Origin of the sequence: Fusobacterium ulcerans, from assembly GCF_003019675.1 — a bacterium.
Classification (GTDB): Bacteria; Fusobacteriota; Fusobacteriia; order Fusobacteriales; family Fusobacteriaceae; genus Fusobacterium_A; species Fusobacterium_A ulcerans.
In genome coordinates this window covers 3,204,331-3,226,650 of the sequence record NZ_CP028105.1, presented here as the reverse complement: position 1 = coordinate 3,226,650, position 22,320 = coordinate 3,204,331, and the positions used below count along the sequence as shown (strand labels likewise).

Genomic DNA, 22,320 nt, shown 5'->3' with positions numbered 1-22,320 from the left:
AAAAATAAATTTTATTGACTAATTAGATAAAAAGCTTTACAATACATCGTATTTAACTTTTTATATAAATATGTTATTTTACTCAATTATATTATAAAAAGAAATAAATATCCATAACAAAAAAATTATTAAAGGAGGTAAGATGTCAAAGCTAGACCAAAATAAGACTCCACTATTCTCTGTATTGAAAGACGAATATGTTGGAAGGGATATTCTTCCATTTCATGTGCCTGGTCACAAGAGAGGAAAAGGAGTAGACAAAGAATTTTATGATTTCATGGGGAATGGACCTTTCTCCATAGATGTAACTATTTTTAAAATGGTAGATGGACTACATCAGCCGAAAAGCTGTATAAAAGAAGCTCAGGAATTAGCAGCAGATGCTTATGGTGTTAAGAAAAGCTTTTTTGCAGTGAATGGAACTTCTGGTGCTATTCAAGCAATGATTATGTCTGTAATGAAAGCTGGAGATAAGATATTAGTACCAAGAAATGTACATAAATCAGTTTCTGCTGGTATCATATTAAGTGGTTCTGAACCTATTTATATGAATCCAGAGGTTGATGAGGAGTTAGGAATAGCCCATGGTGTCAGACCTCAGACTGTAGAAAATATGCTGAAACAGCATCCAGATATAAAAGCAGTACTAATTATAAACCCTACATATTATGGAGTAGCTACTGATATAAAGAAAATAGCTGACATAGTTCACAGTTATGATATACCTCTTATAGTAGATGAAGCACATGGACCACATCTTCATTTCCATGATGAACTTCCTTTATCAGCAGTAGATGCAGGAGCAGATATCTGTACTCAGAGTACACATAAAATAATTGGTGCAATGACTCAAATGTCGCTTCTACATGTAAATTCAGATAGAATTGATACAAACAGAGTACAGCAGATACTAAGTCTTTTACATACAACTTCACCTTCATATCCATTGATGGCATCATTGGATTGTGCAAGAAGACAGATAGCAACAGAAGGGTATGAGCTTTTAGACAGAACTATAAAACTAGCTAAGAGATTCAGAAATGAAGTAAACAGAATACCTGGAATGTTCTGCTTTGGTGATGAAATAGTAGGAAGAGAAGGAATTTTTGCTTTTGATCCTACTAAAGTAACTGTTACAGCGAAAGAGTTAGGGCTTACAGGATTTGAGTTAGAAACTCTTCTTGTAGATGACTATAATATTCAAGTGGAGCTTTCTGATTTTTACAATGTATTAGGACTTATAACTATTGGAGATTCAGATGAAAGCATAGATAAGTTTATAGCTGCTTTGAAATCAATAAGTGAAAGATTCTATGGAAAAGTTACAAAGGTAAAGAGAAACTTTATAAAAATGCCTTCTGTTCCAGAGCAAGTGCTGATACCAAGGGAAGCATTCTACAGTGAAAAGAATACTATACTTTTTGAAGAAAGTGCTGGAAAAATCTGTGGAGAAATGATAATGGCTTATCCACCTGGAATCCCTATTATCACTCCAGGAGAGAGAATCACAGATGAAATAATCGACTACATAAAAGATTTAAAAGAAGCTAAGCTTCATATACAAGGAATGGCTGACCCTGAACTTATAAATATCAATGTAATCGAAGAAGAAGACGCTATTTATCTATATACAGAAAAGATGAAGAGCATGATGTTTGGAGTTCCAATGAACCTTGGAGCAAACAAAGCTGGAATCGAATTTGGACCAGATACTCTTTGTGAATACTATCCAGATACATTTGATGAAATGGAAATCATAGAAGTTGAAAAACAAAAAGAAAACTTCAATGAATGGAATCTTAAATATAAGAATACTATTCTTAATACTTGTGAGAAACTTGCAACTTCTGTAAATGAAGCTGTAAGAGATGGATACAGACCAATAGTAATAGGTGGAGACCACTCTATAGCTCTAGGAAGTATTTCTGGAGTATCACTTGAAAAAGAGATAGGAGTAATATGGATAGATGCTCATGGAGATATGAATACTGATGAATCAACTATCACAGGAAATATCCATGGAATGCCTCTTGCACTTTTACAGGGAGCAGGGGACAGAGATCTTGTAAACTGTTTCTATGAAGGAGCTAAAATCGACAGCAAAAATGTAGTTATACTTGGTGCTAGAGATTTGGACTTCAAAGAAAGAGAGATAATAGATCAGCTTGGAGTAAAAGTTATATATCATGATGAAGTTCTTCAAAAAGGATTGGAAAATATTCTTGAAGAGATAAAAGATTACTTGAAAATAGATAATCTTCATATAAGTTTTGATGTTGACTCAGTAAATCCTGAAATGGCTCCTGGAGTAAGTACACCAGTAAGAAATGGTTTCACTACTGATGAAATATTCCAAACATTTAAATACTTGTTTAAAAACTACTTTGTAACATCAGTTGATATAGTAGAATTTAATCCAGTAAATGATAAAAATGATAAGACATTGAAATTTGTAAATGAATTAACTGAATATGTAATAAATCCAGACTAATAATTTGGTAAATTTACGGGGTGATTAAAAATAAACTTTAATTGCCCCTTTTTTTTTCTGAAAATAAGAGTTATAATATATTATAGGGCAGAACACTTCTAGACAGGGGGTAAGGCTATGATCAAATTACTTATTGCTTTGATAATGATGACGACAACACTTTTTGGAGGAGATTTCATTAAGATAAATAATTTTATTGTTGAAGAAGTTCCTATAAAAAGAAAATTGGAAAATCATAAAATAGTCAGAGTAGTGGATGGAGACCAAGCTTCCATTGGGTTATATGGAATAGTTGACTCAAAGAATAATTTCATCACAAAACCAAATAATATGCTTATAGCTATAAAAAGCAACTACATTTATCTTGTAGACATAGACTATCGTGAAGGTATGATGACAAAAGATGGAAAATGGATAGGAGAGATGGGAGTATATAATTATAAAGATAAAGAATCGCAAATGTACAGTGAGTTAAAAGATAAAACTGAAAGAGATCTCATAATAATTTATAAAAAAGACGGCAGAAAATTTCTTTATGGATATCTGAATTTTGATGGAAAAGTACAAATACCTATGATATATGATGAAGTAAATTTTTTTTCAGAAGATCTTGCAGCAGTTAAACTCAATGGTAAATGGGGATACATAAATAAAAATGGAGACAAAGTCATAGATTTTAAGTATTCAAAAGCTGGTTCTTTTCAAAAAGGAGAAGCGCTGGTAAGATTAGATGGAAAAGAATTTTATATAAATAAACTTGGAAATAAAAAAGTAGCTAAAAGTTTTTTTAGAAATAGAAAACAGAATATAAGCGACTTTTTTTATAGTATAAAACATATGCTGTCTTCTTTATGGAGTGAAAATATAAAAGAAAAATAAAATAGAGGCAATATCTCGGGGAAAAATAACAGAAGGAGATGTTGAAATGAACTTTTTTGCAGCAATTGCATCTTTAGAGAATAGAGATGGAGAAAAAATATTTAAGGTAATTTTAAATGATGCTTTGATTTTTTTAGTCAAATTACTCATTTTTTTACTTGTTATATATATCGGGAAAAAAATTACAGAGTTAGTATTAAAATACATTGATAAAGTTTCAAGAGATAGAATTGATCCTGGGGCAAGACAGTTTAGTAAATCTTTTATTAAACTTGGATTATACATAATATTTTTTCTCTTTGGGCTTCTTGTATTTGGATTTAAAGAACAGTCAATTATAACAATGATAAGTGCAGTAGGTCTTGGGGTAGGTATTTCACTCAAAGGATTTCTTTCTAACTTTGCAGGAGGAGTGGTAATCTTATTTACAAGGCCTTTTACTGTGGGAGAATATATTGAAGTGAATGGAGCTTTTGGAGAAGTCTATAAAATAGATGTATTTTCAACTCATATAAATACATTGGACAGTAAGCGAGTAATAATACCTAATAATGTTATGATAAGCAGTAATGTAATTAACCATGATGCCAATGAATATAGAAGAATAAAACTGACAGTACCTGTTTCTTATGAGTGTGATCAGAATAAAGCTGTAGAAATACTGAAAAATATAAGTGAAACATTTGAAGGATTGGAAAATGAAAGAAGAAGTTTTATAAATATAATGAGCTATGGAGATTCATCAGTAAATATTTATTTTATAGTATGGACAAGGAGAGAACATTATTACAGTGTAAGAAGTAAACTCATGGCACATATTATAAAAGTGTTCAATGATGAGAATATTGAAATTCCATATAATAAACTGGAAGTAAATTTAAAAAATTAAAATAGAGGTGAGTAACATAGAAAAAAAAGCTTTGAGATTCTTAAAAGATTATTTTTTTATAACATTAGGGTGTTTTTTATATGCTTTTGCAGTAAATTATTTTTATGTAAGTAATCATTTGGCTGAAGGAGGAGTTACAGGGATAGCTCTTATCATTTACTATCTGTTTAAAACTCCTGTAGGAACAACTTATTTTATAATAAATATACCTTTGTTAGTAGTTGGCTGGAAAATGCTGGGGAAAGATTTTATAGTAAAAACTCTTTATGGAACAGCTATGATGTCCTTTGCTCTGGATTTTACATCTGGATTGAACGGGGCTACAGATGATGTTCTTTTAGCTTCTCTTTATGGAGGTTTTATAGGAGGAATTGGACTGGGAATAATATTCATGTCAGGAGGTTCTACTGGAGGAACAGATATTATAGCCAGAATAATGACAAAATATAGAGGAATACCAGTGGGAAGAGCTATGTTCATTTTAGATGTGGTAGTTCTTTCAGCAGTAGCATTCCTATTTGGAAAAGAAATTTTTATGTACACTTTAATAGCAGCCATGGTATTGACTAAAACTATAGACTTTTTACAGGAAGGGCTTGATAAAGCAAAAGCTGTAACAATAATTTCAAGAAAAGCAGAAGATCTGAGAGTCAAACTTATGGATGAAACAGGAAGAGGAGTAACAATATTAGATGGATCAGGAGGATATACCAGAGATTCTTTTGATATAATATATTGTGTTGTGAGTAAATACCAGATAGTGAAATTAAAAAGAATAGTAAGAGATATAGATCCAGAAGCTTTTCTTACAATAACTGATGTATCAGAAGTATTGGGAGAGGGATTTAAGGAACTTAATAAGGAATAGAGATGAAAAATATATCTGCACCTGAAAATTGACATAATGAAAAGTATAGTTGATTGTATATAAAGGATAGTTTATGGTAAAATAGAATATGCTAAATATAATTCATTCAAGGAGGATTTAGATGAATAAAGGATTAAAAGAGAAAATAGCACTTCTTAATGATGAAGAGAAATATCAGGAAATTGTAGATATAGTTCTTGCAACAAAAGAGGAAGAGAGAGAGTTTGAAATTATATCTGAATGGGGAAGAGCAGAGAATAATTTAGGAAATTATGAAAAAGCTATAGAGATACTTATTTCTGTTGAAGATGAAGGGAAAGGAGATTCATTATGGAACTATAGAATGGGGTATGCTTACAGTGGTTTGGAAAATTACGAGAAAGCAGCTGAATATTTTGAAAAATCAAAGAATTTAGATCCTGACTATGCATGGACATATTTTGAACTTGGATGGAATCTTCAAAGAATAGAGAAAAATGAAGAAGCATTGGATGCTTTAAAAAAAGCTGTAGAATTAGATTCGGAAAATACTTTTGCCCTTGCTGAAATTGGGGATATATATGAAAAGCTGGATAATTATGAAGATGCTTTGGAATATTTTAAAAAGGCAGAAGAACTAGGAAGAGATGATTATTGGGTAATTACTCATATAGGATGGTGCCTGACTCAATTAGACAGAGATGAAGAGGCCTTAGAATATTACATGAAGGCTTTTGTGGGAGAAGAGGACAATGTATGGCTTATATCGCAAATAGGAGTAACGCTTGGAGCACTAAAGAGATATGAAGAGGGAATGGAATATTTAAGGAAGGCAGAAGAGCTGGGAAGAAATGATGGCTGGTTGAACTCTGAAATAGGATGGCAGCTGGCAAGAATGGAAAAACATGAAGAAGCAGTGGAATATTTTAAAAAGGCAGAAGAATTAGGAAGAAATGATTCATGGCTTTACAATCAATTAGGGTGGAATCTAGGAGTTTTAGGCAGATATGAAGAGGAACTGGAAAGTCTTTATAAGTCTAAAAAAATATCAGAAGATGATATATGGCTTGAGTCTGAAATAGGATGGACTTTAAGAAATATGTCAAAACCAGAAGAAGCTATTAAATACTTAAATAAAGCTAGAGAGTTAGGAAGAGAAGATGCATGGATTCATTTGGAACTGGGATTGGCATTGGGAGATTTAGGAAAAAATGAAGAGGCATTGGTTGAATTAAAAAAGGCAGAAGAGGCTGGAGATAAAAGTATTCGTCTTTATTCTACAATAGCATGGAATATGGGACAATTAAATAAAAATGAAGAAGCTTTGAAATATCTGAAAATAGCAGAGGAATTAGGAAGAAATGATATATGGCTATATTCAGAAACTGGTTGGAATCTTGATGCAGTAGGAAGAACTGAAGAAGGAGAAAAATATCTTCAAAAAGCTATTGAACTGGGAAGAAATGATTCATGGATATATTCTGAAATAGGATACAGTCTTTCAAGAAATGAAAAAGTGGAAGAAGGAATAGAATATTATCTAAAAGCAAAAGAATTAGGAAGAAATGACATATGGCTAAATTCAGAAATAGCTTGGTCGTATGATGTTGTTGGAAAATATGAAGAGGCAGTTCCATATCTTGAAACAGCTGAAAAATTAGGAAGAGATGACATATGGCTGAATTGTGAATTTGCTATTTGTCTGGGAAGAACAGAAAAAAGCGAAGAAGCTATAGCCAGATTATTTAAAGCTCAGGAATTAGGAAGAGAAGATGACTGGTTATATTCAGAAATAGCATATAATTATGGAAGATTAGACAGAGCAGAGGAAGCTTTGATTTATTTAGATAAAGCAGAAAAAGCAGGAAGAGATGATACTTGGCTTTATTCAGAAATAGGATGGAATCTAGGAACTTTGGAGAGATATGAAGAGGGATTGAAATATTTTGAGAAAGTAATAGGAATGGGAAGAAATGATGAATGGATTTATTCACAAATAGGGTGGATTCTTGCCAAGTTAGGAAGAAATGCTGAAGCAGCAGAAAACTTAAAGAAAGCAGTTGAACTTAATCCATATGACAGCTGGATAGAATATAATCTTGGAAGAGTACTGAGAAAATGTGGGAAATATATTGAAGCTATGGAGCATATAAGAAAAGCAGCTGAAATAGGTGGATATGAAGGATGGACAGATCTGGAATTAGCATGGAATTATGCTGAAATAGATGAGAAAGAAGTAGCAAAAGAGTATCTTGAAAATGTAGAAAAATATTTAGATATAAATTCTGATGCAGTAAAAGAAGATTATAATATAGTTAAATTTTTAATAAATGCTATGCCAATAATGTTTTCATAAAATATAAGTATTGACATATAGACTTTTTAATGATAATATAAGTTAAATTTTAATTAAGGAGGTGAAACACATGACAAATTCAACATTTAAAAATAGCTCAATCTGGAAAAATATTGGTGAAATCACAGCTCAAGATGGCAAAATGACACTTTACGTGTATAAGTCTGTCCAGTTTACGGCAAATAGTGTGCTTTCACCAAGGAAAAAGATAGAGAAATCATAGAAATTTTATGATGATTTTTTGAAATTGTATCTAAATCCGGGAACGCATTTGTCGTATCCCGGTTTTTTTATGTCCAAATTTCAAGAAAGGAATCAAAATTATGAAATATAAATTTTTAAAATCCTGCGGTGCAACTATGATGATGAGTGCAAAGCAGGTATTTGATGGAAATATATTAACAATAGGAGGAGAATATTTTATAAAATTTGTGCAGTTTATTATGCTCACACTGATCTGGAAGTCTCTTGTAAAAGATGGAAAGAGTTTTGATGGTGTAGAATTGTCGCAGATACTGACATATTCTCTCATGGCTTCAATTTTAAAACCACAGCTGGATATTGTAACTCCAGCTACTTCTGCTCTCTGGGAAGGGTCTATCATAGGAAGATATACAAGACCTGTATCTGTCATAGGAAGCCTTGCAGCTGAAACAATTGGGAGGTACTGGATACCAGTATTTATCTTTTATGGACTCCCTCTGTGGATATTGTCTCCATTGCTGGGGGTAAATCCACTTCCTGCTTCATTTATAAATGGAGTATCAGCATTTATAAGTCTCCTTTTAAGCGTATCATTGGGATTTGCCTTAGACTTATTATTTGCTTCTTTTGCAATAAGATTGAAGAATGGCTGCTGGGCTGCTACCAGAGCTAGAGAAAGTATATATTCTTTGCTCTCAGGAGCTCTTATTCCCTTTGTATTCTTCCCTTGGGGACTTGGAAAGGTATTTGCCCTCCTTCCGTTTGGTTCTATTGGAAATGCTCCATTGACAATCTATACAGGGATGGAAAGTGAAATTATAAAAACAATAGGAATACAAATCCTTTGGAATATTATCTTATGGACAGCTGGAATAAAAATTTTTATAAAAAGTGAAGAGAGGATGATTTCATTTGGTGGATAAAATAAGAACTTTAATAAGAATGTTTAAAATATATGGAAAAATGGATTTGTTATGGTTTTTAAGAGATACTAAATACTGCCTAATGTATATATTTTCAGATATGATATCTACACTGGCAGTTGTAGTGGGAGTATTTCTTTTAGCAGTGAAATTTGATGGTATTGGAGGAATGACTGAAAAAGAGATAATATTTATGCTGGGGGTACTCTGTGCTGGTAGAGGGAGTGTTTGCACTGTTTTTTATAAGCAATAATGCAGGGCAGATAAGCAGAACAATAGGGAGAGGGCAGATGGATCATAAGATGATACAGCCAGTTCCTGTGTGGATGCAGTTAGCAGCAGAGGGATTTTCTCCAGTATCGGGAAATGGAGTGCTTCTATGTGGAATAGGGCTGATATATTATTCAGTTTCTTCCTCTGAAATAAAGTTTTCTGGAATATGGATAGTAATGCTTTTAATAAACTTAGCAGCATCATGCACTATAATGGTATGTACAATATATATATTATCATGTACAGCATTTTATGCTCCAGCAGCAGCTGAAGAGATAGCTTCAGTTGGAATAGGAATGTTTGAATCATTAAAAAATTATCCACTGGGAGGAATGAATAAATCAATACAGATTTTTTTCTGTTCATTGATACCAGTTGGGATGATAGCGTGGTTTCCAAGCAGGATACTTTTAGGAAAATTTGATATTATGATATTTATGGTAGGAACAGCAGCAGCTTTTCTGATTTTAGCCATATTGATTTTTAAGAAGGGGATGAGATATTATGCAAAATATGGGTCACCAAGATATTCCAGCTTTGGCCATAGATAATGTGAGTAAAATATATGTACAATGGCAGAGAAGTGGAAAAATGAAGGATATAGTAAAAAATCTTTTTTCACCAGAAAAAAGAGAGATAAAAGCTTTGGATGGATTATCTTTTAAAGTATCTAAAGGGGAATTTTTAGCTTATGCAGGAGCTAACGGGGCTGGAAAAAGCACAACTATAAAGATACTTTCAGGAATTTTACAGCCATCAAGTGGAAATATTTCCGTCTTGGGAATGGCTCCCGGAAAAGAAAGAATAAAACTTATGAAGAATATAGGGGTGCTATTTGGTCAGAGAACAGAATTATGGTGGGATCACCCTGTAATAACAAGTTACGAATGGAAAAAATCAGTTTGGAATATACCACAGGATATTTTTGATGAGAATCTTGCCATGGTAACTGAACTTCTGGATTTGTCTGATATACTAAAAACATTTGCCAGAGAGCTCAGTCTGGGGCAGCGTATGAGAGCTGATTTAGGAATGCTTCTTCTCCATAATCCACAGATAATATTTTTAGATGAACCAACATTAGGCCTTGATGTTCTTGCTAAGAAAAAGATGATAAACTTCCTAAAGAAATTAAATAGGGAGAAAGGGACAACAATAGTTGTAACAAGTCATGACATGGATGATTTAGAAGAGATGGCTGAAAGAATAATATTACTCTCTAAGGGACAGATAGCTTTTGATGGAAATTTTGAAGAGTTGAGAAAAGTACAGAATAATTCCTCAAGGTTGATTATAACTTCAACTGGAGAAGCACCAGCCTTAGATGAAATGGAATTTATAGGTTCAGAAGATGGAAAGCACAGCTATAAATTTGATAAGGAAAAAATTAAAATAAATGATATTTTTAAAAAGCTTTCTCAATATACAGAGATTGTTGATATAGAAATAATAAAAGCTCCAATAGAAGATATTATAGCTGATTTATATAACAGCTGGAAAAAATAAGTATTAAAAAAAGGACAGGGCTCCTTCTTAGGAAACCTGTCTTTTTTTCTTATTAACAATTATATTTTTTATATTACCATTTTCCATTACAACAATTCTGTCAGAAATTTGATTAACAAAATCTATTTCATGGCTTACAATTACCATTGTTATATTGCTTGATTCTCTAAGCTGCTCAATAACATTTAATACTTCTTTAACCATATCAGGATCAAGAGCAGATGTAGGCTCGTCAAAAAGAAGAACTTCTGGATTTCTAGCTAATGCTCTGGCAATAGCTACTCTTTGTTTCTGCCCTCCTGAAAGAGCTTTAGGATAGAAATCTGCTCTGTCTTTAAGCCCAACTTTTTCTAAAAGGTCATAAGCTATTTTCTTTGCTTCGCTTTTGTCCATTTTATCTACTACTATCAATGATTCCATTATATTTTGGATAGCTGTCTTGTGAGGGAAAAGATTAAAAGATTGAAAAACCATTCCCATTTTCTTTTTATCAGGAACTTCTATATTTCCAGAATCTATTTCTTCGAGGCCGATAAGGCATCTGAGAAGAGTAGATTTTCCACCTCCAGATGGCCCTATAATAGAAACAACTTCTCCTTTTTCTATATCGAGATTGACACCTTTAAGTATCACATCCCCTTCTAAATATTGTTTAGATAAATCATTAACTTTAATAATCATATTATATCATCACCTTTTTTTCCATTCTTTTAAAGAATATAACAACTATTGTAGAAAGCCCTAAATATACCACTGCACATATAAAGAATGGTGTTATAGAAAAGTCACGAGTAACAAGTTCTCTTGAATTTCTTAATATTTCAGCCATTCCAATAGCAGAAACTAATGAAGTATCTTTGATAAGTGATATAGCTTCATTAGATAATGGTGGTAATGCTGTAATAAGAGCCTGTGGAATTATTATTCTGATCATAGTCTGCCAGTACTTCATACCAAGTACTTTTGCAGCTTCATATTGTCCGGGATCGATTCCCAAGATGCTTCCTCTAAATATCTCACAGAAATAAGCTGTGTAATTTATAACAAATGTAAGAGAAGCAGCAGCAAAAGGTGTTAAAGTAATACCAACTACTGGAAGACCATAGTACACAAAGAAAAGCTGAAGTAAAAGGGGCGTCCCTCTAAATACCCATGTATATACTTGAATCATATTGCTCAATGTTGTATTTTTTGAAACTCTTCCTAGGGATAATAATATCCCTAGAGGAAGAGAGAAAAGCATTGTGACAACATATAAGTTAACCGTTAATTTCATACCTTTTAAAATAAATATTACATTTCCGTCCATAAAGTTTATTCTCCTTATTATTTAGTTGTTCCTAGCCATTTTAATGAAATTTGATCAAATGTTCCATCTTTTTTCATTTCATCTAATAGTCTGTTAATTTCATCTAGCAAAGCTTTGTCATCTTTTCTTAAAGCTACTGCAAAGTATTCATCAGATAGAGACTCTTCAGAGAAGCTTAAAGTATTTTTCTTAGCATTGTAGTATTTTCCAGAGATAGCATCCATAACTACTGCATCTGTTCTTCCAGCTTCAAGATCAAGAAGTGCTTCTACATTTGTTGCATATTTTTTAATTTCTTTAAGTTTTGGAGCAATGGCATTTCTTTCAACTGCCTGTGATCCAGAGCTTCCTAATTGAACTCCTACTACTTTTCCTTCAAGTTCGCTGACTTTGTTTATTTCATTACCTTTTCTTGAGAAAATGATTTGTCCATCTACAAGATATGGAGTAGTGAAGGCTGCCTGCTTGCTTCTTTGTTCTGTGATTGTCATTCCATTCCATACCATATCAATGTTTTTGCTTCTAAGATCAAAGATGATTCCGTCCCATTCACAAGGTTTGAATTTAGCTTCAACACCCATTCTCTTAGCAACTTCTTTAGCAAGATCGATATCGAATCCAACTATTTCTTCATTTTCATCTCTGAATCCCATTGGAGCAAATGTAGCATCCAGTCCAACTGTAAAGTATCCATCTTTTTTTACTTTTTCTAAAGAACCATCAGCTGCAAATAAGCTGACAGAAGCCAATATCATGATAACTAAAACCGCCATAAATAATTTTTTCATAAAGATCTCCCTCCATATTATTAATATCAAGATTAAAATAAAAAAGCCATCTGACATAAGTATCCAGATGGCTTTAACTAAATTAGAAAGCATTAAGTTCCACCATAGATACAGACCCGTTTTTGAACTACAACATGAGTCTGCATCTATGAATAAAATTCACAAAAACAAACTCTTATCTATGATGATGGTGATGTAATGTGTTTTTAAGAACGCTAGTGACTTTCATAATTATCTCCTCTTAACTAAAATTTATTATGAACCTATAATACTCTCATAAAAAGAAAATGTCAATACTTTTTTTAATAAAAACTTTTTTTTATTAAATTATCTGAATTTAATGACACCATTTTCAAGTGAATCAACCACTGCAAGAGCTTCAACTTTAACACCGTTATCGATCAATAGTTTTTCACCCTGCTGAAAACCTTTTTCTACTGCAATACCAGCACCAATAACTTCAGCACCAGCAGATTCAACTAATGATTTAAGACCTAATACAGCATTTCCCATAGCTAGAAAGTCATCTACAATAAGAACTCTGTCAGTAGGTTTTAAAAACTCTTTAGCTACACATATAGTATAATCTTTATTTTTTGTAAATGAAAATACATTAGCTGTATAGAAATCTCCCATAGTAGAAGGAATTTTTTTCTTAGCAAAAACAAGAGGTACATTAAAGGCATAAGCAGCAGCCAGTCCTATTGCAATTCCAGAAGCCTCTATAGTAAGTATTTTATTAACTCCCTGATCTTCAAATCTTCTTTTAAATTCTTCTCCCATAGCCATCATTAGGTTAGGGTCTATTTGATGGTTTAAAAAACTATCTACTTTTAGAATATTCGTTCCAATGGCTTTACCATTCTTCTCTATATATTCTTTTAATAATTTCATATAAAAATTCCTCCGACAAATTATGATTGCTTATTTAATAGTAAGTAAGATATATAATAGCATATTTTCAAGAAAAAACCAGCAAAATTTTAATTATTTTGATTGAATTTCCCAAAATAGTTTTTCACTTGTAATTGGAAGACTTCTTACTCTAGCTTTTGTTGCGTTATAGATAGCATCAGCAATAGCTGGAGAAGCTGTATTTATAACTACTTCACCAATAGATTTAGCTCCAAATGGACCAGTAGGTTCATTTGAATAACTGAATATAACATTTATATTTCCTAAATCTTTTCTTGAAGGAATCTTATACTGCATAAGTGTATCATGTTTAACTTTACCTTTTTCATCAAATTGGATATCTTCATAAAGAGCAAGTCCAATACCCTGAGCAATTCCTCCCTCTACTTGTACCTGAGCCAGAGCAGGATTGATAGGAGTACCACAGTCCACTACAGAAAGAAAGTCTATAACTTCAGTATTTCCAGTGAGAGTGTCCACTTCCACTTCAGCAAAACTTGCAATAAATGGAGGAGGTGATGTAGCTCCACCCCAAGTTGCAGTAGTAATAATCTGATTTTTACCTTCAAAAGATACAGCTCTTTCACCAATATCTCTTAAAGAAAGTTTATTTCCATTTTTATCCTGTACTGATTCTCCAAGATATTCTAATTCCTCAACAGAAGTATTCATTAACTTAGAAGCCATGTCCATAATTTCTTTTTTCATTTTTTCAGCAGCTAAAATTACAGCGTTTCCAGTAACATAAGTACCACTTGAAGCGTAAGCACCTGGATCATATGGCGAAGTATCAGTATCAGCAGTATTTACTATAATTTTTTCTACAGGTACTTCAAGTATCTCAGAAGCCATTTGAGCAAGAACAGTATCACATCCCTGTCCCATGTCAGTAACTCCCATATAAAGTGTGTAATCTCCACTGTCATGAAGTTTTAGAGTGGCAGAGGCAGTATCTACATTAGCAATACCTGATCCCTGCATTGTAACAGCCATTCCACTGGCTCTTACTTTTCCATTTCCCATATCTTTCACAGTTCTGTTTTCCCAATCAAAAGCTTCCTTACCAATAGAGATACATTTTTTAATATCTCCACTGACTTTATCAGAGTGATCTACAAGATTTTTCATTCTGATTTCTGTAGGGTCTATTCCCAGTTTGTGAGCAAGTTCATTGACAGCAGACTCCACAGCAAAAGTTCCCTGAGTAGCTCCATATCCTCTGAATGCAGCACCTACCATAGTATTAGAATAAACTATATCAGCTTTACATCTCATAGGGACTTTAGCATATAAAGGGAAAGTCTTATATACTACAAGAGAAGTAACAGTTGGAGCATGTTCTCCATACGCTCCTGTATTAGATAAAACATTTATATCAATAGCTTTTATATTTCCTTCTTTATCTGAACCAATTTTTACTTTTAATCTCATAGCATGTCTTGTATTAGAGTATGCTTGAGTTTCTTTTCTTGAATAAATTATCTTAGAAGGTTTTCCAGTTTTCATAGTAACAAAAGCTGGGTATATTTCACAAACAGAAGTCTGCTTTCCTCCAAAACCTCCACCTATTTTAGGCTTGATAACTCTTATTCTGCTGCTTGGCATTTCAAGAGCTCTAGCCAGATGTCTTCTCACATGGAAAGGAATTTGAGTAGATGAAACTACAGTTAATCTTCCATGAGCATCTAAATAGCATGCAGTTCTGTAAGTTTCCATCATTGCATGTATTTGAGGCTGAGTATAGTAAGTTTTTTCTATGATTACATCACTTTCTTCAAATCCTTTTTCTACATCTCCCTTAGTTTCAAGATATGAAGAAGCAAGGTTTCTTTTATTGTCAAATCCTATTGGGAAGTTTATATGTACATCTTCAGGATGAACTAATATATCTGAGTCTAGAGCTTTTTCATAATCAACGACAGCTTCAAGAACTTCATATTTTACTTTTATAAGTTTCATTGCTTTTTCAGCAGTTTTTTCATCAACAGCAGCAATAATTGCAACAGGATCTCCCACATATCTCACATATTCAGAAAGTATTTTTCTGTCATATGGAGATGGTTCAGGATAAGACTGCCCAGCAAGAGTGAACATAGTATTTGGCACATCATGGTGTGTGTAAACAGCTTCTACTCCAGGAACTTTTTTGGCAATACTTGTATCGATCTCAATTATTTTTGCATAGGCATGAGGTGATCTTAAAAGTTTTACAATAAGAGAGTTGCTGTTTATAACTAAATCATCTGTATATAGAGGTCTTCCAGTTATAACTCCAATACTATCTATTTTCTTTATAGACTTATTTACTATTTTCATTAGATTTCTCAGCCTCCATAAAGTTTTTTATTGCTCTAAGCTGTGAAACATATCCACTGCATCTGCATAGATTTCCATTTAAATAATGAAGTATCTCTTCATCTGTTGGATTTTTATATTCCTTCATCATAGCAAGAACTGTCAAAGTAAATCCGGGAGCACAGTAACCACATTGCTCTGCTCCTTCATCTGCCATAAAATTAGCAAATTTTGCAGCTTCTTCCTGACATCCCTCAATAGTAGTTATTTTTTTATTATTCATTCTGGCAGCTAGTGTACTGCATGAAAGAACGGGCTTATCATCAACAAGGACAGTACAAAGTCCGCAAGACCCAGTGTCACATCCTCTTTTTACACTTAAATATCCAGCTTTTCTCAATGTATCAAGAAGGTACTCATCCTCTGATATCAATAATTCTCTTTTTAGTCCATTTACTGTTAAAGTTAAAAGCATTATAATACCTCCTTTATAGCTCTCTTAGTCATAACTTTAGATATTGCAGCTCTATATTCACTGCTTCCTCTCATATTAGAACCAAAAGTAATTTCTTCAGTTATAAGGGCGCATGCTCTATCAATAACTTCATCAGTGATATTGTCAGAATTATTTAATAATTCCATTGCTTTATGAGCCAGTTTAGCTTTTCCTGGTCTTACACCAATGGCAATTCTAAAATTTCCATTTTCATTTGTAACAGCTGTATTAGTTATAGCATAGTCAGTTTTACTTTTTCTGATGCTTTGGAAAGCTCCTTTTCCAGCAGCTTTTCTTATTTTTATTTCAACTAAAATATCTCTTGTCTTACCTTCTGTTGATAAATATTCCTCCAGAGAAATTTCTCCTCCATTGAAAAGAACTACAACAGTATCAAGAGATAAAAGTGCAGGGATAAGATCAGAGAAACCATATTTAGAAAAAACAGTAGCTCCAACAGTAACATTATTTCTGAATTGAACACCTATTATACTTTCTACAGATTTTGAAAGTATTCCATCAAATAGGTTTAAGATAATAGGGTTAGTTTCTATCTCTCTGAATGAAACCATAGCTCCAATATGAATATATTCTCCCTCTTCTTTGATGTAATCAAGAGAAAGAGAAGAAAGATCTATAGCAGTATTATATGAAGTATTTTCCATTCTAAGATAAGAAGTTCCCCCAAGTATAATATTTTTTTTGCTTTTTAAAAGTTCGTCATAGGCTTCCTGCAAAGATTGAGCAGGAAAATATTTAGAAAAACTAAACAAGTTTTACCTCCTGTGTTATTATATTATTTATATTATACCACGAAAAGACAGCAGAGTATCAATAAGAAATCCTCAAAAGAAGACAGCTTATACACCTGCTCTGCTGTGTGGTAATTTATTTGTTTTATTGAGAAACTTTTTCACCTTTTAATGTTTTTTTAACTTTCTCATCTAAAGGCAGAATGATGTTAAGAAGAACTGCAATAGAACCAGAAACAACAATTCCAGAACCACCAAATATAAGTTGGATACTTGCTGGGAAATATTTAAGAGCAGCAGGAACACTTCCAAGTCCATAACCTAATCCTAAAGATACAGATAAAATAACTGCATTTCTACCTACAAGAGGCTCTTTAGTAATAAGATTGATACCACTTATAGATATCATAGCAAAAATCATTACTAAACTTCCACCAAGAACACTAGCAGGAACTATTGAAAGAACAGCACCAATTTTGGGGAAGAAAGCTCCAGCAACTAAGAAAGCAGCACCAGTACCAACAACAAATCTGCTCATGATACCAGTCATTGCAACTATACCTGTATTTTGACTGAAAGATGTAGTAGGCAGTACAGAGAATACAGAAGCAAGTGCACTTCCAAATCCATCAGCTAATATACCACCAGAAAGCTCTTTATCAGTAACTTCTCTATTAGCTCCACCCATTGTAACTCCAGACATATCTCCAACTGTTTCAACAGCAGAAACAATAAACATCATAATCATTGCAAGACATGCATCAGCATGGAAAGCAAGTCCATAAGTAAAAGGTCTAGGGAAACTCATAAATGCAGCATTTCTTACTGGAGTAAGATCAACTTTACCCATAAAGAATGCAACAATAAATCCAACAACTGTTCCTACAAATATAGAACCTGTACTTGTGATACCTTTAGTAAACTGCTTAAAGAATATTACTGTTATAAGAACTACCATACCTATGAAAAGATTTGGGAAAGAACCAAAATCAGCAGCTCCAACTCCACCAGCAAAGTTGCTTACTCCAACTGGTAAAAGAGAAAGACCAATAGACAGAACTATTACTCCAGTTACTACTGGTGGAAAGTATCTTCTTATTTTCTTTATAATAGCACCAATAAATATCTCGAATACAGCACCTACCAAAGCAGCTCCAAGGATACCTTCATATCCATATTTACTTCCAATAGACAGTGCAACAGGAACAAAAGCAAAGCTTGTACCAACAACAATAGGAAGTCTTGCTCCTATAGGTCCGATACGATATGCCTGAATCAAAGTATTTACTCCAGCTACAAGCATAGTACATTGAATAAGGAAAGTTTTAGTTTCACTTGGCATTTTCATAGCCCCAGCTACAATAATTAATGGAGTGATGTTACTTACAAACATAGCAAGAATGTGTTGAAGCCCAAGAGGAATTGCCTCTCTTAGAACAGGGATACCATCAAGATCGTATGGTGATGTGTTTCTCATTTTTTTAAATACCTCCAAGATTTTACTTCATAGATCTTTGGAATAGGAAAGAAGGGCAGGGAAATAAAAAAAGACCATTTCCTTTCTCAAAAACTATAATGTGAAAGAAAATAATCCTATAATAATACTAAAAGAAGGACTATTAAATTCACTCATAGCGGCTTGTTAAGTGGCAACCCGTAGAGACTCCTGACCATATTACAGGGATATATGAGTAATTTATTTTTAATTAATTTAATGACTTTGTGAGATATATGCATTCATTATGCATTTGAAATATTTTGCAATATTCCCTCTATGTTTCTTAAAAAATCTGCATAAAAATAATATCATAATTTCTGCAACATTTCAACAATTTTTTTACCTGCATATGAGTAAAAGCGGGAATGTGTGTTTAATATCATATTTATGTTTTATAAAATTTTTTTCTTGCTTCCAACTAAAAAATAACTATCTGTAGAATAAATAAATTGGCATATAGGCAGTATAGTTATTTTAGATAAAGGGTTTAACAATATATAAAAAAGGCGAATAAATCGCCTTAAAATTAATATTCTTCTTTGTATTCATAAATTTGAAGAATAAGATTTTTATTTAAAATATGCTGTTGATGATTAGCATATTGAGAATAATCAGTAATGACTTCAATAAAATTATCAAATTCATCAATTATTTTTCCATCAAAACTAATTTTATCAGTTGTATTTAAGATTATATGAACTTTTTTATCTTTAAATTTTTTTAATAAAGTCATACTAATTCCTCCTTTGATGATGTATTGCTGTAAAGATATTATAACTTTTTGGAAGATTAAATACAAGAAATTTAAAAAACAGAATATAAATTTCCTAAGTAAATATTCTTTTATAATAAAAAATTTAAGATTTATACATTAGGAACTGAAACTGGCTTAACAATATCAAAATACTTTCATATGTTATAATAAACTTAAAAGTAAAGAAGGAGTTGTTTATGGATAGAATTGAAAAGATTAGGGGATATATTGATGAAGTATTACTGAATAATAAAAATATTATGGAAAGGCGAAATGGATATATACATCTTTATGGCGTAGCTCAATTAAGTGTAATACTTGCTAAAAAACGTAATCTTAATCAAGAGATTGCAATTATGGCTGGAATGTTACATGATATATATACTTATAAATTTGAATATTCAAAAGATCATGGACAAAAAGGAGCAATTATGGCTCGTGAAATATTAGAAAAATTACAGGTGGCAACTTCTACAGAAATTGATATAATCTGTACAGCTATTCACAACCATAGTAATAAGGAAAGGATAGATTCAGAATATGATGAATTATTAAAAGATGCAGATGTACTTCAGCATTGTATTTATAACCCATTAATTCTGGTAAAAAATCATGAATTAAAAAGATATAATGACTTATTAATGGAGCTTGATATTTTATTCAATAAGTAATTAATAATTAATATTAAGAATGTAATAAAATAAGAATTTGAAATTTTAGAGAAGTTGTAGATATAGCAAAATGTCATGAGCTAATATCCAGTTCTTCTCTTTTTTATTTGAAAAAGGGAGAAAACTTATGAGTTGATATTCAATTAGTCATAATTCCAACTTTATTTAATCTTTCTTGATCATTTAAAAACTTATGAGTTGATATTCAATTTAAAGAGACTAAGAAAATTTTTGATTCTTCTAAGGTATTTAAAAACTTATCAGTTGATATTCAATGAGTTATTACATAACTTGGAATCATGCTATATCTGTTTAAAAACTTATGAGTTGATATTCAATACTGAAGTTAATTTTAAAGTTTTACCAACTAATGCATTTAAAAACTTATCAGTTGATATTCAATAGGGTTAGTATCCATCATCACCCTTGCCCCTTCTCCATTTAAAAGTTGATATTCAATAAAGGCTACAATATACTTACTGGAGAACTTGAACTATTTAAAAACTTATCAGTTGATATTCAATAATTTCTAGGATTTCTCCCTACTATTTTAGTTCCTTCATTTAAAAACTTATCAGTTGATATTCAATTGCTTAACTCTTGCAGCTATGGTCATCCCAACTTCATTTAAAAACTTATCAGTTGATATTCAATTCTAAATTGATCTCTTATTCTCAAAGTTTGATCTATATTTAAAAACTTATCAGGTTACTATTCAATTGCATTATAATGAAGATGGAAGTATTAAGATAACAAATTTAAAAACCCCAAAGGTTACTATTCAATACTGAAGCTATTTCTAGTAATTCCTGCATCTCCTCTGAATTTAAAAACCCCAAAGGTTACTATTCAATGATTTAAGGGAGTAGATACTAAATTCATAAAGCTTCATTTAAAAACCCCAAAGGTTACTATTCAATAACAGTTGAAAAAAAGCGTGGAGTCTATCCTTTGAGATTTAAAAACCCCAAAGGTTACTATTCAATCCTAATAAAGATTTAATTTGTTTTTTAATTGCTTGATTTAAAAACCCCAAAGGTTACTATTCAATTATTTTTTAATTCATAAATATTTTCCATGTATTTTAATTTAAAAACCCCAAAGGTTACTATTCAATGAATGGATAAAAAGGAGATTGAAAAGGAGTTTTAAAATTTAAAAACCCCAAAGGTTACTATTCAATGGTCATAAATTCAGACTTTAATAATTCCTTATTCTTTTCTAACATTCTAATTATAGCATATTTAATGGATTTTTTCCAACCAAGTATAGATAAAAAGCCATGTTATAAAGTATCACATCTTAAAGAATATTATTTGATAAAATACAATTTTTAACTTGGAAAATAAAAAGATATATTACCCAAATATACAATTAATTTATTTTTTATATGTCAGAATAATTGTGCTGTAATTTACAGACTATATCAGAGAAATTTTAAAAAGGTAAAAAAAATTTGTTTGTTTTTTTATGAAAAATATAGTATTTTAAAAATACAGGATATTTTAAAAAAAGAGATTTCTGATAATTTATAATTGCAGGTTGTAAAAACTTTCGCTAAAGAGTATATTATATAGTAGAATGTAATAGAACAAAGAGATGTTGAGGAGGAAAAATAATTGAGACCAATAATAGGAATAACTACATTTAGAGAGATGAGAGAAAAGGGAGAGTACAATTCTATAAATTACGGATATGCAGAAGCAGTGCTTGCAGCTGGAGGGCTTCCACTTTTTATTCCAATAGTACCAGAAGGAGTAGCAAAAGAGTATTTAGAAGATTATCGTTTAGATGGAATAATATTCAGTGGAGGAGCAGATGTAGCGCCTAGATTTTATGGAGAAGACCCAGGGCTTCAAATTCCGGGAATAGATACAAAAAGAGATATAATGGAGTTTGAATTACTGGAAGAGGCAGTTAAAAGAAAAATACCAGTATTGGGAATATGCAGAGGACATCAGTTGATAAATGTAGCTTTTGATGGAACTCTCTATCAGGATATAGATACACAGGTGCAGTCTGCCATGGGGCATCATCCATCTCAGATTAGCAGAGATGAATTATTCCATAGTGTAAGTATAAAGAAAGAAAGTGTTCTTCATGATATTTTTGGAGATGAAAAAATATATGTGAACTCTTTTCATCACCAGGCAGTAAAAAAATTAGGAAGAGGGTTAAAAGCTACTGCTTTTTCTTGTGAAGGAATAGTAGAGGCATTTGAAACTGTGGATATGAATGAAAGATTTGTATTGGGAATACAATGGCATCCAGAGAACCTTGTAAATAGATATAATGAGTTCTTAGGAATCTTTAAACTGTTGGTAGATAGAGCAAAAGAAAAATAGAAAGAATTATTTTAAAGGAAAGCTTCTAGATAAATTGAAAATTATAGAAAAATCGATTCAAAATAAATTTTAATTTATTTCTGGTAACATCAGAAAGGAATTAAGTGAAAATACACTAGAAACAGACTA

General features: G+C 31.8%; 21 protein-coding genes, 1 CRISPR repeat array and 1 riboswitch. Of the genes, 12 read left to right on the top strand and 9 right to left on the bottom strand.

Annotated features, from left to right (window positions below):
• Window positions 1–142: 142 nt before the first annotated feature.
• The 10 genes from C4N20_RS14875 to C4N20_RS14840 all read left to right on the top strand — a co-directional run bounded on the left by C4N20_RS14875 (window position 143) and on the right by C4N20_RS14840 (window position 10,368).
• Window positions 143–2,491: an aminotransferase class I/II-fold pyridoxal phosphate-dependent enzyme gene (locus tag C4N20_RS14875; protein WP_005977185.1), complete on the top strand. Its 2,349-nt coding sequence runs from the start codon at window positions 143–145 to the stop codon at window positions 2,489–2,491.
• 117 nt (window positions 2,492–2,608) lie between these two features.
• The gene (locus tag C4N20_RS14870) at window positions 2,609–3,370 is read left to right on the top strand and encodes a WG repeat-containing protein (protein WP_005977187.1); all 762 of its coding nucleotides are present in this window, start codon (window positions 2,609–2,611) and stop codon (window positions 3,368–3,370) included.
• 46 nt (window positions 3,371–3,416) lie between these two features.
• Window positions 3,417–4,259, top strand: coding sequence for a mechanosensitive ion channel family protein (locus tag C4N20_RS14865; protein ID WP_005977189.1), 843 nt, complete (start codon window positions 3,417–3,419; stop codon window positions 4,257–4,259).
• A gap of 7 nt (window positions 4,260–4,266) precedes the next feature.
• Window positions 4,267–5,127: a YitT family protein gene (locus C4N20_RS14860; RefSeq protein ID WP_005977191.1), complete on the top strand. Its 861-nt coding sequence runs from the start codon at window positions 4,267–4,269 to the stop codon at window positions 5,125–5,127.
• A 121-nt stretch (window positions 5,128–5,248) separates the two neighbouring features.
• Entirely contained in the window at window positions 5,249–7,462 is a 2,214-nt protein-coding gene (locus C4N20_RS14855; RefSeq protein WP_005977193.1) for a tetratricopeptide repeat protein, read from the top strand.
• 70 nt (window positions 7,463–7,532) lie between these two features.
• On the top strand, window positions 7,533–7,685 hold the full coding sequence (locus tag C4N20_RS16550; RefSeq protein ID WP_005977195.1) for a hypothetical protein: 153 nt from the start codon (window positions 7,533–7,535) through the stop codon (window positions 7,683–7,685).
• Between the two features lie 100 nt (window positions 7,686–7,785).
• Window positions 7,786–8,589 carry a hypothetical protein gene (locus tag C4N20_RS14850; protein ID WP_005977197.1) on the top strand — a complete coding sequence of 268 codons (804 nt, stop codon included), beginning with the start codon at window positions 7,786–7,788 and terminating at the stop codon, window positions 8,587–8,589.
• Entirely contained in the window at window positions 8,582–8,842 is a 261-nt protein-coding gene (locus tag C4N20_RS16620) for a hypothetical protein (RefSeq protein ID WP_197712115.1), read from the top strand. The genes C4N20_RS14850 and C4N20_RS16620 overlap by 8 nt, the downstream gene beginning before the upstream one ends.
• On the top strand, window positions 8,799–9,413 hold the full coding sequence (locus tag C4N20_RS14845) for an ABC-2 family transporter protein (protein WP_005977201.1): 615 nt from the start codon (window positions 8,799–8,801) through the stop codon (window positions 9,411–9,413). The genes C4N20_RS16620 and C4N20_RS14845 overlap by 44 nt, the downstream gene beginning before the upstream one ends.
• Window positions 9,367–10,368 carry an ABC transporter ATP-binding protein gene (locus tag C4N20_RS14840; protein ID WP_005977203.1) on the top strand — a complete coding sequence of 334 codons (1,002 nt, stop codon included), beginning with the start codon at window positions 9,367–9,369 and terminating at the stop codon, window positions 10,366–10,368. The genes C4N20_RS14845 and C4N20_RS14840 overlap by 47 nt, the downstream gene beginning before the upstream one ends.
• A 27-nt stretch (window positions 10,369–10,395) precedes the next feature.
• Here the strand turns inward: C4N20_RS14840 and C4N20_RS14835 are convergent, their stop codons facing one another.
• From C4N20_RS14835 to C4N20_RS14795, 9 genes are all read right to left on the bottom strand, one after another.
• Complete coding sequence (locus tag C4N20_RS14835; RefSeq protein ID WP_005977205.1) at window positions 10,396–11,049, bottom strand: amino acid ABC transporter ATP-binding protein; 654 nt, start codon at window positions 11,047–11,049, stop codon at window positions 10,396–10,398.
• A gap of 1 nt (window position 11,050) precedes the next feature.
• Window positions 11,051–11,677 carry an amino acid ABC transporter permease gene (locus C4N20_RS14830; RefSeq protein ID WP_005977207.1) on the bottom strand — a complete coding sequence of 209 codons (627 nt, stop codon included), beginning with the start codon at window positions 11,675–11,677 and terminating at the stop codon, window positions 11,051–11,053.
• Between the two features lie 17 nt (window positions 11,678–11,694).
• Complete coding sequence (locus tag C4N20_RS14825; RefSeq protein WP_005977209.1) at window positions 11,695–12,465, bottom strand: amino acid ABC transporter substrate-binding protein; 771 nt, start codon at window positions 12,463–12,465, stop codon at window positions 11,695–11,697.
• A gap of 327 nt (window positions 12,466–12,792) precedes the next feature.
• Window positions 12,793–13,359: a xanthine phosphoribosyltransferase gene (locus tag C4N20_RS14820; RefSeq protein WP_005977211.1), complete on the bottom strand. Its 567-nt coding sequence runs from the start codon at window positions 13,357–13,359 to the stop codon at window positions 12,793–12,795.
• A 93-nt stretch (window positions 13,360–13,452) separates the two neighbouring features.
• Entirely contained in the window at window positions 13,453–15,696 is a 2,244-nt protein-coding gene (locus C4N20_RS14815) for a xanthine dehydrogenase family protein molybdopterin-binding subunit (RefSeq protein WP_005977213.1), read from the bottom strand.
• The gene (locus C4N20_RS14810) at window positions 15,680–16,150 is read right to left on the bottom strand and encodes a (2Fe-2S)-binding protein (protein WP_005977215.1); all 471 of its coding nucleotides are present in this window, start codon (window positions 16,148–16,150) and stop codon (window positions 15,680–15,682) included. The genes C4N20_RS14815 and C4N20_RS14810 overlap by 17 nt, the downstream gene beginning before the upstream one ends.
• Window positions 16,150–16,944 (bottom strand): FAD binding domain-containing protein, encoded by a 795-nt coding sequence (locus tag C4N20_RS14805; protein ID WP_005977217.1) that lies wholly within the window; start codon window positions 16,942–16,944, stop codon window positions 16,150–16,152. The genes C4N20_RS14810 and C4N20_RS14805 overlap by 1 nt, the downstream gene beginning before the upstream one ends.
• Before the next feature lie 124 nt (window positions 16,945–17,068).
• A complete protein-coding gene (locus C4N20_RS14800; protein ID WP_005977219.1) occupies window positions 17,069–18,400 on the bottom strand; it encodes a uracil-xanthine permease family protein in 1,332 nt (443 codons plus the stop codon).
• 135 nt (window positions 18,401–18,535) lie between these two features.
• Window positions 18,536–18,634: riboswitch (purine riboswitch) on the bottom strand.
• A gap of 313 nt (window positions 18,635–18,947) precedes the next feature.
• The gene (locus tag C4N20_RS14795; protein ID WP_005977221.1) at window positions 18,948–19,154 is read right to left on the bottom strand and encodes a hypothetical protein; all 207 of its coding nucleotides are present in this window, start codon (window positions 19,152–19,154) and stop codon (window positions 18,948–18,950) included.
• A gap of 218 nt (window positions 19,155–19,372) precedes the next feature.
• Between C4N20_RS14795 and C4N20_RS14790 the strand changes: the two genes are divergently transcribed.
• Both C4N20_RS14790 and C4N20_RS14785 read left to right on the top strand, forming a co-directional pair.
• Entirely contained in the window at window positions 19,373–19,846 is a 474-nt protein-coding gene (locus tag C4N20_RS14790) for an HD domain-containing protein (protein ID WP_005977223.1), read from the top strand.
• Window positions 19,847–20,536: 690 nt separating this feature from the next.
• Window positions 20,537–21,029: direct repeats of the CRISPR family, unit length 30 nt; unit sequence ATTTAAAAACCCCAAAGGTTACTATTCAAT.
• Between the two features lie 436 nt (window positions 21,030–21,465).
• On the top strand, window positions 21,466–22,191 hold the full coding sequence (locus C4N20_RS14785) for a gamma-glutamyl-gamma-aminobutyrate hydrolase family protein (protein ID WP_005977225.1): 726 nt from the start codon (window positions 21,466–21,468) through the stop codon (window positions 22,189–22,191).
• Window positions 22,192–22,320: the final 129 nt, after the last annotated feature.